This is a genomic window from Pseudacidovorax sp. (assembly GCF_017991995.1).
Classification (GTDB): Bacteria; Pseudomonadota; Gammaproteobacteria; order Burkholderiales; family Burkholderiaceae_C; genus Xenophilus.
Genome location: NZ_JAGOPN010000037.1, coordinates 1 through 13,287 on the forward strand (window position 1 = coordinate 1; position 13,287 = coordinate 13,287).

At 70.7% G+C, this 13,287-nt stretch carries 9 protein-coding genes; 2 read left to right on the plus strand and 7 right to left on the minus strand.

Annotated elements, in window-relative coordinates; translation table 11 throughout:
• Positions 1–508: 508 nt before the first annotated feature.
• The 6 genes from KBC94_RS28765 to KBC94_RS28790 all read right to left on the minus strand — a co-directional run bounded on the left by KBC94_RS28765 (position 509) and on the right by KBC94_RS28790 (position 8,634).
• Positions 509–1,717 (minus strand): MFS transporter, encoded by a 1,209-nt coding sequence (locus KBC94_RS28765; protein WP_294378918.1) that lies wholly within the window; start codon positions 1,715–1,717, stop codon positions 509–511.
• A gap of 285 nt (positions 1,718–2,002) precedes the next feature.
• Positions 2,003–3,553 carry an alkaline phosphatase D family protein gene (locus KBC94_RS28770; protein ID WP_294378919.1) on the minus strand — a complete coding sequence of 517 codons (1,551 nt, stop codon included), beginning with the start codon at positions 3,551–3,553 and terminating at the stop codon, positions 2,003–2,005.
• A gap of 121 nt (positions 3,554–3,674) precedes the next feature.
• The gene (locus tag KBC94_RS28775) at positions 3,675–5,417 is read right to left on the minus strand and encodes a cation acetate symporter (protein ID WP_294378921.1); all 1,743 of its coding nucleotides are present in this window, start codon (positions 5,415–5,417) and stop codon (positions 3,675–3,677) included.
• On the minus strand, positions 5,414–5,722 hold the full coding sequence (locus tag KBC94_RS28780) for a DUF485 domain-containing protein (RefSeq protein ID WP_017760087.1): 309 nt from the start codon (positions 5,720–5,722) through the stop codon (positions 5,414–5,416). The genes KBC94_RS28775 and KBC94_RS28780 overlap by 4 nt, the downstream gene beginning before the upstream one ends.
• Positions 5,723–5,860: 138 nt before the next feature.
• Positions 5,861–6,634 carry a response regulator transcription factor gene (locus KBC94_RS28785; RefSeq protein ID WP_294378926.1) on the minus strand — a complete coding sequence of 258 codons (774 nt, stop codon included), beginning with the start codon at positions 6,632–6,634 and terminating at the stop codon, positions 5,861–5,863.
• Positions 6,631–8,634, minus strand: coding sequence for a PAS-domain containing protein (locus KBC94_RS28790; protein ID WP_294378928.1), 2,004 nt, complete (start codon positions 8,632–8,634; stop codon positions 6,631–6,633). The genes KBC94_RS28785 and KBC94_RS28790 overlap by 4 nt, the downstream gene beginning before the upstream one ends.
• 126 nt (positions 8,635–8,760) lie before the next feature.
• Between KBC94_RS28790 and KBC94_RS28795 the strand changes: the two genes are divergently transcribed.
• Together KBC94_RS28795 and acs are read left to right on the plus strand one after the other, a co-directional pair.
• Positions 8,761–10,404, plus strand: a complete 1,644-nt coding sequence (locus tag KBC94_RS28795) for an acyl-CoA synthetase (protein ID WP_294378930.1) — start codon at positions 8,761–8,763, stop codon at positions 10,402–10,404.
• A 26-nt stretch (positions 10,405–10,430) separates the two neighbouring features.
• Positions 10,431–12,398 (plus strand): acetate--CoA ligase, encoded by a 1,968-nt coding sequence (gene acs / locus KBC94_RS28800; RefSeq protein WP_294378931.1) that lies wholly within the window; start codon positions 10,431–10,433, stop codon positions 12,396–12,398.
• A 539-nt stretch (positions 12,399–12,937) separates the two neighbouring features.
• Here the strand turns inward: acs and KBC94_RS28805 are convergent.
• Positions 12,938–13,287, minus strand: a 350-nt coding sequence (locus KBC94_RS28805; protein ID WP_294378933.1) for a transposase, incomplete at its 5' end; no start/stop codon positions are given.

The following is a 13,287-nucleotide window of genomic DNA, read 5'->3' on the forward strand; positions in this document are numbered from 1 at the left end:
GACTGCGGCTCTGGTGGTGCTGGCCCGAAAGCTCATGCGCGTGGCCTTCTCGCTGTTCAAGCAACACGCGATGTTCGATGCCCGCCTGGCGGCCACTGTCGCTTGACGAGAACCATAGAACCTCAGGGCGAACGGAGTGAGGACCAGGGCGGCCGAACCCAGCCGTTCGGGCGCAGCGTCGAGGTGGAGGATGACGGTGTGCGTGCGGAGGTGCCATTCGCGGCGCCGTGCAGTGCGGCAAGCACGTCGGTGGAAAGCGAGCACCCGCCGTGTGCACCAAGCCGGTCGGCGCGAGCGTGCACCGGGAGCACGCATGCCGGCGCCCTCCGCCGGTTAGCACCCCCTGCCGGTGGTCATCCGATGAAGTTGGCACTTGGCAGGACAAGCAACAAGAGTCGTGGGCCAGCCAATGAGCAAGTCACCCTGGCCCAACCACCGAACACACGCAATCCCGGCTCACCATCCAACACGAAGCGCCCAGCAGAGGCCCCCGACAAGAACAACGAACTCAAGCCAGCCGCGCACCCCGCGACATGCGACGCCCATCCGCCACGGCCGCCGCGAACAGCGCCAGCCCGGCCAGCGCCAGCAGCGCGCCCACCCAGCCCGTGGAGGTCCATCCAAGCCCCGCGTCGATGGCCACGCCGCCCAGCCAGGCGCCCAGCGCGTTGGCCATGTTGAAGGCCGAATGGTTCAGCGCCGCGGCGAGGGTCTGGGCGTCGCCGGCCACGTCCATCAGCCGGATCTGCAGCGCCGGGCCGATGGCCACCAGCGTGCCGACCAGCAGGATGTTGATCGATGCCGCCACCGGATGGTGGGCCGTGACCGAGAAGGCCGCCAGCACCACCGCCGCATAGGCCAGGATGCCGCCGATGGTCGGCATCAGCGCCCGGTCGGCCAGGCGCGCGCCGACCAAGTTGCCCGCCACCATGCCGACACCGAACAGCGCCAGCACCAGCGGCACGCGGCCCACCGACAGGCCGGCCACCTCGGTCAGCGTGGGCTTGACGTAGCTGAACACGCAGAACATGCCGCCGAAGCCGATGGCCGCGATGCCCAGGGTGAACCACACCTGGCGCCGGCGCAGCGCGCCCAGCTCGCGCATGGGGCTGGCACCGTGCGCCGCCGCCATGTCGGGCACCCACAGGCGGATCAACAGCACCGCCGCGGCGGCGATCAGGCCCACGAAGACGAAGGCGGCGCGCCAGCCGAAGTGCTGGCCCAGCCAGGCGGCGATGGGCACGCCCACCAGGGTGGCGCCGGTCAGCCCCAGCATCACCAGCCCGACCGCCCGCGCCCGCTGCCCGGGCGGTGCCAGCGCCGCCGCCACCAGCGCCGCGACGCCGAAATAGGTGCCGTGCGGCAGGCCGGTCAACAGGCGCAGGCCCAGCAGCGACAGGTAGTCCGGTGCGAGGGCGCTGGCGATGTTGCCGATGGCATAGAAGGCCATCAGCGCCATCAGCAGCACGCGACGGCGCCAGCCCGCGGCCAGCGCCGCCAGCACCGGCGCGCCCACCACCACGCCCAGCGCATAGGCGCTGATCGCGTGGCCGGCCTGCGGAATGCTGGTGCCGATGTCGCGCGCCACCTCGGGCAGCAGGCCCATGATCACGAACTCGCCCGTGCCGATGGAGAAACCGCCCAGACCCAGGGCGAGCACGGCGCGCAGCAGCGTGCGTTCGGATTGGGCGTCGGCGAGGGAAGCGGCGGAAGTCATGGGCAAGGCGCGGGACAGAACAGGGCGCAGGACGCCTGCCGGCATTGCCGATCGGCAAGTGGAACCGGCAGTCGGCCAAGGATGAGGGAAAACCCGGGAATCGCCGACCCTAACAGCGTCGGCGGGCACGGCGGCGACAGGGGGGCGAATCCGGGTCGGCAGGCGGGGTCTTCCCGTGCGGCGGTTGCGGACGGCCACGGAGCACCGTCTGGGGCCGCACGGCGCCCCATGCCGTCACGCGCGGCGCGTCGTACGCCCGTGGAGCGGCAGTGGCCCCGAGCGGCATCAGCCCGCCACCGTGTGCACGCCCGGCGAGCCGTGCTCGACCACGAAGCGCGCCAGCCGGCTCACGCCGGAATCGACGCGCCGGATGTCGTCCACCGCGCGGAACTCCACGCGCGCCTCGGCCGGCGCCAGCGTGGCCAGCGCATAGCCGCGCACGTCGCCACGGCCCCAGCGCAGCTGCGGGTTGTTGGCCTGCAGCGCCGCCACCGTCGCCATCGACGGGCCCTGCGAGCTGATGGAGCCGCCCACGAACTCGGTGGCCAGCGGCGCGGCATCGCCGGGGCGCTGCAGGTCGGCGGCCCAGAAGCAGTGCACGTCACCGCTGAGCACCAGCGCGTTGCGCTCGGCGCGCGCCGCCAGCGCGCCGTACAGGCGCTCGCGGTTGGCGGCGCAGCCGTCCCAGCCGTCGACCCAGTAGCCGCGCTCCTCGCCACGGCTGCGCGGGGCGGTGGCCATCAGCGTCTGCTGCGCGATCAGCGTCCAGCGGCCCTGGGCGCGCGCCAGGCCCTGGTAGAGCCAGGCCTCCTGCTCGGCGCCCAGGTAGCTTCGGCTGGCGGCGCTGCGCTCGTCGCAGTCGACGAAGCCCTTGTTGCCGGTCACCGGCACGCAGGGATGGGCCGAGCGGTACTGGCGGCCGTCGAGCACGAAGAGTTCGGCCATGCCGCCCATCTGCCAGCGGCCGTGGATGCGGGCCTGCACGCCCTGCGGGCGCATCCAGGCCGGCACCGGCATGTGCTCGTACCAGGCCTGGTAGGCGGCCGCGCGCAGGGCCATGAACTGCGCCGGATCGGGCGTCTGCGGCGAGCGGTCGTTGGCATAGTCGTTCTGCACCTCGTGGTCGTCCCAGGTGACGAACCAGGGGAAGGCCGCATGCGCCGCCTGCAGGTCGGCGTCGCCCTTGTACAGGGCGTAGCGGTTGCGGTAGCCGGCCAGGTCCTGCGGCAGGCCGGCTTCGTGGCGGCGCACGTGGTGGCGGCCCCAGGAGGACTCGTAGATGTAGTCGCCCAGATGCACCACCGCATCCAGGTCATGCGTGGCCATGTCGCGGTAGGCGCTGTAGAAGCCCTGCTCGTACTGCTGACAGGAGCCGAAGGCCAGCCGCAGCGGCTGCGCGTCCTGCAGCGCCCGCGCGGTGCGGGTACGGCCGACGGGGCTGCGCATGCCCTGCGCCGTGAAGCGGTACCAGTAGTCGCGGCCGGGGGCCAGGCCCGCGACCTCGACGTGCACCGAGTGCGCCAGGTCGGCCACCGCGATGGCCCGTCCGCGGGCGACGATGCGGACGAAGCGGTCGTCCTCGGCCAGCTCCCAGTCCACCGGCACCGGCGCCTCGTCCATGCCGCCGCCCGCCAGCGGCTCGGGGGCGAGCCGGGTCCACAGCACCACGCCCTCGGCCGTGGGGCAGCCGGAGGCCACGCCCAGCGTGAAGAGCGGCCGGCTGTCGCCGCCTTGGGCATGCAATCGGAGGAAGGGGGCGGCAAGCGCCGCGCCCGCCGCGCCTTGCAGCAGGCGACGGCGGGAGAGCTGCGACAGGAGTCGGACGGAAGACGGCATGGCCCGATCATGCTCGCTGCGCCTTGCCGCCAGCTGTCCTTGCCGGCGCACCCCTGGCAGGGGCCGCCGCCCCGGGCAAGGCGCGGAACGATGGAGGCCCCACCCCCGCGGGATGCTGCGCTCAGTGTCCGGACGCGCCCGATGCGCCGAGCCCGGTCTCCGACCGCACCTGCTGCGCAGGGAAGGCCGCGCGTTCGGCCGCGGCCTGGCGGCTTCGGTCGAGCAGGCTGAACAGCCAGATGCCCGCGAAGCCGATGGCCATGGAGAACAGCGCCGGCGAGGTGTAGGGGAACAGCGCCGAGCCCTTGGGATAGCCCAGCGTCGCCTCCCACACCGAGGGCGAGACGATGGTCAGCCCCACCGAGGCCGCCAGGCCCAGCGTGCCGCCGATCACCGCGCCGCGCGTGGTGCAGTCCTTCCACAGCACGCTCATGAACAGCACCGGGAAGTTGGCCGAGGCTGCGATGGCGAAGGCCAGCGACACCATGAAGGCGATGTTCTGCTTCTCGAAGGCGATGCCCAGCAGCACCGCGATCACGCCCAGCGCCACGGTGGTGATGCGCGAGACGCGCAACTCGTCGCGCGGCTCGGCACGGCCCTGCTTGATCAGCGTGGCATAGAGATCGTGCGACACCGCCGAGGCGCCCGACAGCGTCAGCCCCGCCACCACCGCCAGGATGGTCGCGAAGGCCACCGCCGAGATGAAGCCGAAGAACACGTTGCCGCCCACCGCCTTGGCCACCAGCACGGCCGCCATGTTGGTCGCCCCGGCACCGCCGTGGATCACCCCCGTGGCCACGTTGGCGAACTCCGGGTTGGTCAGCACCAGCGTGATGGCGCCGAAGCCGATGATGAAGATCAGCAGGTAGAAGTAGCCGATCCACACCGTGGCCCAGCCCACCGACTTGCGGGCCTCCTTGGCGTCGGGCACGGTGAAGAAGCGCATCAGGATGTGCGGCAGCCCGGCCGTGCCGAACATCAGCGCCATGCCGAAGCTGATGGCCGAGATCGGGTCCTTGACGAAGCCGCCCGGCCCCATGATGGCCAGCCCGATGCTGCGTGCCTCTTCAGGCGACTTGCCGGCATTGGCCGCGATCTGCGTGCGCACCTCGACCGACTTGGCGAACAGCGCCTCGGGGCTGAAGTGGAAAGCCGCCAGCACCATCACCGCCATGAAGGTCACGCCGGCCAGCAGCATCACGGCCTTGATGATCTGCACCCAGGTGGTGGCCGTCATGCCGCCGAAGAGCACGTAGACCATCATCAGCGCGCCCACGATCACCACCGCCACCCAGTAGTCCAGGCCGAACAGCAGCTTGATGAGCTGGCCCGCGCCCACCATCTGGGCGATCAGGTAGAAGGCCACCACCACCAGCGTGCCGCTGGCCGCGAAGGCGCGGATGGGGCCGGGCCGGAAGCGGTAGCCGGCCACGTCGGCGAAGGTGAACTTGCCCAGGTTGCGCAGCCGCTCGGCCATCAGGAAGGTGAGCACCGGCCAGCCCACGAGGAAGCCGATGGAGTAGATCAGTCCGTCGTAGCCGGTGGCCATGACGGCGGCGGAGATGCCCAGAAAGGAGGCCGCCGACATGTAGTCGCCCGCGATGGCCAGGCCGTTCTGGAAGCCGGTGATGCCACCGCCCGCGGTGTAGAAGTCGGCCGCCGAGCGCGTGCGCTTGGCGGCCCACTTGGTGATGTAGAGCGTGCCCGCCACGAACACCATGAACATGCCGATGGCGATCCAGTTGGTGGGCTGCTTGGCCACCTGGCCGACGTCGCCGCCTGCGGCGTGGGCCAGGCCGGCCAGCATGAGTAGCGCGGCCGGCGCCAGGCGGGCCGCCGTGGAACGGAAGGAGAGACGCGTCATTGGCCGGCCTCCTTCAGGATCTCGGCCGTGAGCCGGTCGAACTCGCCATTGGCGCGGCGGATGTAGGCCAGCGTGATGACGATGGTGAAGACGATCACGCCCAGGCCGATGGGAATGCCCAGCGTGGTCACGCCCTGGCCGATGGGCCGCGCGAGGAAGGGCTTGTCGAAGGCGATCAGCGCGACATAGCCGTAGTAGACGAGCAGCATGATCGCGGTGAGCCAGCCGCCCAGGCGGTTGCGGCGCCGCCGCAGCTCAAGGTATTTGGGATGGGAGCGGATGCGCTCCGCGACCGGGTCTTTCATGGGGTTGTCTCCTGGCATCTGGAATGAGCCTGTGCTGCATTCTTCGATGCCGGTCCCGGCGCGCGGACCCGGCGCAATCATTCGTCACATTGAAAGCCAAGTCGCGAAACGAGGCTTGCGTGGAACTGACGACGAGGCTCAGTCCCACTCCACGTTGGCCGCGAACAGGTAGCCCGCGCCGTAGACCGTCTTGATGACCTGCGGCGCCTCGGTGTCGGCCTCGATCTTCTTGCGCAGGCGCGAGATGCGCACGTCGATGCTGCGGTCGGTGGGCAGCAGGTCGCGGGTGCCCAGCAGCTGCTCGCGCGTCAGGATCTGGTGCGGCCGTTCCATGAAGCTGCGCAGCACCTGCGCCTCGGCCGTGCCCAGCAGGTGCTCGGTGCCGTCCGGCGCAGTGAGCACGTGTGAGGCCCAGTCGATGCACCAGCCGTTGAAGCGCGCCCGGCGACGCTGGGTGGCCGCAGCAGCGCCCGCCTGGCCGCGGCGGCGCAGGATGCTGCGCACCCGCGCCACCAGCTCGCGCGCCTCGAAGGGCTTGGTCACGTAGTCGTCGCCACCCAGCTCCAGGCCCATCACGCGGTCGGCGGGGTGGCCGCGGCCGGTGAGGATCAACACGCCGGCGCTGCTGGCCGCCGAGATGCGTCGCATCAGGTCCAGCCCGTCCATGTCGGGCAGGCCGAGGTCGATGATGCACAGGTCGGGCTTTTCCACCTGCAGCCGGCGCAGTGCCGCCGCCCCGCTGGCGAAGACTTCGCAGGCGAAGCCGAAGTCCTGCAGCGTGGCGCGCACGATGCGCGCGACCTCGGGCTCGTCCTCGATCACATAGATCAGGTCGGACGCGCCGCCCTCGTCGTGGGCACCGGGGCTGCGCGCACCCGGTGCTGGGGGTATGCCGTGGCGTGGCGTATTCATGGTCGTCGTCTCCCTTCCTCGATGGCCCGCGCGAGTTGCTCGGCGGTGAATGGCTTGGTGATCACGGGCACGCCCGCCGGACGGGCGATGGCCTCGGGCGCGTGGCCACTCATCAGCACCACGGACGGTGCCGGCGCGCCGTCCGACGCCGGCAAGGCGCAGGCGGCGGTGGCCACGGCGACGCCGTCGACCGGGCCGTGCATCTGCACGTCCGACAGCACCAGCGCCAGGCCGGGCATGTGGGCCAGCAGCTGCAGCGCCTCGGCGCCGCTCTCGGCCTCCAACACCGAGTAGCCCAGCTCCAGCAGGCTGCGTCGGATCACGCGGCGCACCTGCGCGTCGTCGTCGGCCAGCAGCGCCAGGCCCTGCGAGGCCGGCGCTGCGGCCTGGCCCGGGGGCAGTTCGTCGGCTGCGGTCGGGGGTGCCTCCGCCGCGGGCAGCCACAGCGTGACGGTGGTGCCCTGCCCCGGCGCGCTGCGCAGGTCGATGGCACCGCCCGACTGGCGGATGAAGCCGTAGACGACGGCCATGCCGAGGCCCGTGCCGCTGCCCGGCGGCTTGGTGGTGAAGAAGGGCTCGAACACGCGGGCGAGCGTGTCGGCGTCCATGCCGCAGCCATCGTCCTGCACCTCGATGCACACGCAGTCGCCGGCCGACATCTGCAGCGGCGCCGCCCGGGCGGCGTCGAGCCGGGCAGCGCGCGCCCGCAGCACGATGCGGCCCAGCGGCCCGGTGGCGTCGCGCGCGTTCAGGATCAGGTTGACCAGCGCCTGCTCGAGCAGCGTAGCGTCGATCCAAGTCCACAGCGCCGAAGGGCCGGCGTCCACCTCCAGCGCCAGCGTGTCGGGCAGCGCGCGGCGCACGAGGCGCGCCACCGTCTCGATGAGCGCGCCCACATGCACCGAGGCCGCCTGCAGCGGCTGCCGGCGCGCGAAGCTCAGCAGCGCCCGCACCAGCTCGGCGCCACGGCGCGCAGCGTCCAGCGCGGGCTGGGCGAACTCGCGCGTGGTCTCGTCGGCGGCGCCGCGGCGCAGCAGCGCATCGAGGTTGCCGATCACCACCGTGAGGATGTTGTTGAAGTCGTGCGCCAGGCCGCCGGTGAGGTGGCCGAGCGATTCCAGCTTCTGCGCCCGCGCCACCAGCTCCTGGGCGCGGCGCTGCTCGGTGATGTCGAAGGTGAGCTCGAAGCAGCCCGCCACGCGGCCGTCAGCGGCGCGCTCGGGCGCGAGCGAGGTGCGCACCGTGCGGATCTGGCCGTCCTGCGTGCACAGGTCGTAGGCAAAGCTCTGTGGTTCGCCCGCCAGTGCGCGCATGACATGCGGGCGCACATGCGCATAGACCGCCTCGCCCAGGAAGCGCCGCGCACTCACGCCCTCGGGCCGAGCGGTGTCGACCCCGAACCAGTCCGCGTAGCCGCGGTTGAGGTAGCGGTAGACGCGCCCGGCGTCGAAGTACGCCACCAGCGCCGGGATGGAGTCCATCACCAGCCGCACGCGCTGCTCGCTGCGTTGCAGTTCTGTGGTTCGCGCGGTGACGCGGCTTTCCAGCTCGGCGTTCTGGCGACGGATGGTGGCCTCCGCGCGGTGGCGCTCGGTGACGTCGGAATACAGGGTGACGAAGCCAAGGCCCGGCACGGGCTGGCCGCGGATGCGCAGCACGCGGCCATCGGGTCGGACCCGCTCGACGTCGTGCGGCTCGAAGCGCCGCGCCAGCGCCATGCGCGCCTCCACCAGCTGTTCGGGGTCGCCCGGGCCGTAGTCGCCGCGGCGGGCGTTGAATTCCATGAAGTCGCGGAACGGGGCACCCAGCCACACCAACGCGGGCGGAAAGTCCAGCAGCCGCAGGTAGGCCTTGTTCCAGGCCACCAGGCGCAGCTCGGCATCGAAGATGGAGATGCCGTCGTCCAGCATGTCCAGGCCGGTCTGCAGCGTGACGTAGCGCTGCAGGGGCGCCGGGCCGCCGCCGTCTTCGGCTGCAGCAGGGCTGCAAACATTCGTCATATTCGGCGGCGTCTCCTGCAATCTTCGGGGTTCATCCTTGCGGCGGCGGAGTCTGCTGCATGTGGCTGACCCCAAGCCAACAAATGACCGCCGTCGAACGATGGCACGACTGCGCAGGAGACAAGCTTGACGCACATCAATCCCTACGACCTGGGCCTGGACCGCAATGCGGCCAATTTCGTGGCGCTGACGCCGCTGTCCTTCCTGGCGCGGGCGGCGCATGTGTTTCCGCAGCGCACCGCGCTCATCTATGGCGAGCTGCGGCAGAGCTGGGCCACCACCTACGAGCGCTGCCGGCGCCTGGCCAGCGCCCTGGCCCAGCGCGGCGTGGGCCCTGGCGACACGGTGGCCTGCATGCTGCCCAACGTGCCGGCCATGTACGAGGCCCACTTCGGCGTGCCCATGACGGGCGCCGTGCTCAACACGCTCAACACCCGGCTCGACGCGCAGGCCATCGCCTTCATGCTCCAGCATGGCGAGGCCAAGGTGCTGCTCGTGGACCGCGAGTACGCCGGCGTGGTGGCGCAGGCGCTGAGCGCCCTGGGCGCGCACCGGCCGCTGGTGATCGAGGTGGAGGACGAGACGGCACCGCCCGGCGCCCGGCTGGGCGAGATCGGCTACGAGGCCCTGCTCGCCTTCGGCGACCCCGCCTTCGACTGGCAGCCGCCTTCCGACGAATGGAACGCCATCGCCCTCAACTACACGAGCGGCACCACCGGCAATCCCAAGGGCGTGGTCACCCACCACCGCGGCGCCTACCTCAACGCCGCCAGCAACGCCCTGGCCTGGAACCTGCCTCAGGGCGCGGTCTACCTGTGGACCCTGCCGATGTTTCACTGCAACGGCTGGTGCTTTCCATGGACCACGGCGCTGATGGCCTGCACCAGCGTGTGCCTGCGGCGCGTCGATCCCGCGGTGATCTACGGGCTGATCCGCGAGCACCGCATCACGCACCTGTGCGGCGCGCCCATCGTCTACAGCCTGCTCATTGCCGCGCCCGCCGCGCTGCGCGCGGGCATCGACCATCCGGTACAGGGCCTGGTGGCCGGGGCAGCGCCACCGGCCGCCGTGATTGAGGGCTGCGAGGCCGCGGGCATCGCCATCACCCATGTCTACGGCCTGACCGAGGTCTACGGCCCGTCCGCCGTGTGCGCGCAGAAGCCCGAGTGGGCGCAGCTGCCGCCGGTCGAGCGTGCGCGGCTCAACGGCCGCCAGGGCGTGCCCTATCCGCTGCAGGAGGCGGTGACGGTGCTCGACCCCGCCACGCTGCAGCCCGTGCCGGCCGACGGCGAGACGGTGGGCGAGATCTTCTTCCGCGGCAATGCGGTGATGAAGGGCTACCTCAAGAACCCGCGCGCCACCGAGGAAGCCTTTGCCGGCGGCTGGTTCCACACCGGCGACCTGGGCGTGCTGCATCCCGACGGCTACGTGAAGATCACCGACCGCAGCAAGGACGTGATCATCTCGGGCGGCGAGAACATCTCGTCCATCGAGGTGGAGGACGCGCTGCACCACCACCCCGCCGTGCTCACCGCCGCCGTGGTGGCCATGCCCGATGCCAAGTGGGGCGAGGTGCCCTGCGCCTTCGTCGAGCTCAAGCCAGGCGCCACGGTGGACGAGGCCACGCTGCTGGACTTCTGCCGGCCGCTGCTGGCGCGCTTCAAGATGCCCAAGCGGATCGTCTTCGGCGAGCTGCCCAAGACCTCCACCGGCAAGACCCAGAAGTTCGTGCTGCGCGAGCGGGTGCACTCCGCCAGCGCCATCGAATGACCCCCTTTTCCTCCATGGAGACGACCATGAGCGACACCGCCGCCCTCTATCCCCCGCCCCTCGTCCTGGCCGCGAAGGCCCATGTCTCCGGCCGCGCCGCCTACGACCGCCTGGTGGCCGAGGCCGAGGCCGACCCCGAGGGTTACTGGGGCCGCCTGGCCCGCGAGTATGTGGGCTGGAAGACGCCCTTCACCCGCGTGCTGGATGACAGCCGGGCGCCCTTCTTCGAATGGTTCAACGACGGCACCCTCAACGCCAGCTGGAACTGCCTGGAGCGCAACATCGAGCGCGGCCTGGGCGCCAAGACGGCACTGATCTTCGAGGCCGACGACGGTGCCGTCACGCACGTCAGCTACCGCCAGCTGCTGGTGCGGGTCAACCGCATCGCCAACGGGCTGCGCGCCCTGGGGGTCAAGAAGGGCGACCGCGTCGTCATCTATATGGCCATGTCCATCGACGGCGTGGCGGCCATGCAGGCCTGCGCGCGCATCGGCGCCATCCACTCGGTGGTGTTCGGCGGCTTTTCGGCCCATGCCCTGCGCGACCGCATCGCCGACACCGGCGCCTGCGTGGTCATCACGGCCGACCAGCAGGTGCGCGGCGGCAAGCAGCTGCCGCTCAAGGCCATCGTGGACGAGGCGCTGGCCCAGGGCGGCTGCGCCAGCGTGCGGCATGTGGTGGTGGCCCGGCGCACCGGTGCGGCCGTGCCCTTCCAGGCGCCGCGCGACCTGTGGCTGGACGAGCTGGTCGACGGCCAGAGCGAGCATTGCGAGCCCGAATGGGTGGAGGCGGAGCATCCGCTCTTCCTGCTCTACACCTCGGGCTCCACCGGCACGCCCAAGGGCGTGCAGCACGCCACCGGCGGCTACCTGCTGCATGCGGCCCTGACCTGCCACTGGACCTTCGACATGAAGGCCGACGACATCTTCTGGTGCACCGCCGACATCGGCTGGGTGACGGGCCACACCTACATCGCCTACGGGCCGCTGATGCTGGGCGCGACGCAGATCGTGTTCGAGGGCGTGCCGACGTACCCCGATGCGGGCCGCTTCTGGAAGATGATCGAGGCGCACCGCGCGACGATCTTCTACACGGCGCCGACGGCCATCCGCTCGCTCATCAAGGCGGCCGAGGCCAACGAGGCGGTGCACCCGGCCCGCTACGATCTGTCGAGCCTGCGCATCCTGGGTTCGGTGGGCGAGCCGATCAACCCGGCCGCCTGGACCTGGTACCACCAGCATGTCGGCGGCGGGCGCTGCCCCATCGTCGACACCTTCTGGCAGACGGAGACGGGCGGGCACATGATCACGCCGCTGCCGGGCGCGACGGACCTGGTGCCGGGCTCGTGCACCCTGCCCTTCCCGGGCATCGCGGCGGCGGTGGTGGACGAGACGGGCAACGATCTGCCCTGGGGGCAGGGCGGCATCCTGGTGGTCAAGCGGCCCTGGCCGTCGATGATCCGCACGATCTGGGGCAATCCGGAGCGCTTCCGCAAGGGCTACTTTCCGGAAGAATTCCAGGGCCGCTACTACCTGGCGGGCGATGGTGCGATCCGCGATGCGACGACGGGCTACTTCACGATCACGGGCCGCATCGACGATGTGCTGAACGTGTCGGGCCACCGCATGGGCACGATGGAGATCGAGTCGGCCCTGGTGGCCAAGACCGACCTGGTGGCCGAGGCCGCGGTGGTGGGCCGTCCGGACGACACCACGGGCGAGGCGATCTGTGCCTTCGTGGTGCTCAAGCGGCCGCGCCCGACGGGCGAGGAGGCGAAGGCACTGGCGAACGAGTTGCGCAACTGGGTGGCCAAGGAGATCGGGCCGATCGCCAAGCCCAAGGACATCCGCTTCGGCGACAACCTGCCGAAGACGCGCAGCGGCAAGATCATGCGCCGGCTGTTGCGCAGCATCGCCAAGGGTGAGGCGATCACGCAGGACACCTCGACGCTGGAGAACCCGGCGATCCTGGAGCAGTTGGCGCAGGCGAACTGAGGGGGGCTGGTCGGGCGGGTCGTTCCGGTCATTCCGGTCATTCCGGTCATTCCGGTCTTTCCGGTCGCATCGGTGCATCGGTGCATCGGTCGCACCAGTCGCACCAGTCGCACCAATCGCACCAATCGCACCAATCGTCGGAACGGTAACCCGGCAGAGGACGTCGGCATGCGCGCTCCCGGTGCACGCTCGCGCCGACCGGCTTGCCTCACCACACGGGTGCTCGCTCTCCACCGACGCGCCTGCCGCACTGCACGGCGCCGCGAATGGCACCTCCGCACGCACACCGCCATCCTCCGCCTCGACGCTGCGCGCGAGTCCTCCCCTTTTCAGGTCGCGGGGCCGTGAAGCCCTTGAGCCCTTGAGCCCTTGAGCCCTTGAGGCATTGAGGCATTGAGGCATTGAGGCATTGAGGCATTGAGTCTTTGAGTCATGGAGTCATGGAGCCACGGAGTCGTGGAGTCATCGGGTCACGCGGCAATGCGGCAATGCGAGCCAGTCGACCCCAGACCGTTCGGGCTGAGGTTCTATGGTTCTCGTCAAGTGTTGGCAGCGGCCAAGCGGGGGGCGAACATCACCTGTCGCTTGAACAGCGAGAAGGCCACGCGCATGAGCTTTCGGGCCAGCACCACCAGAGCCGCAGTCGTGCTCAGCCCCTTGCTGCGCTGCGCTTGGTAAAAGTCCTTCCATGTCTTCGTGCGCGCGGCCGACATCGCCGCGGCGTACAGCAGGCGCCGACTCTCGGGCCAGCCCTTCTTCGACAGGCGCCTTTGCCCCGTCTTCTTGCCCGAGTCGTTCGGGCGAGGGTCCAGCCCCGTGAAGGCGACCACCGCGTCGGCACTGGCGGCCGGCATGCGCCCGAAGATCATCACCAGCAAGGAACCACAGA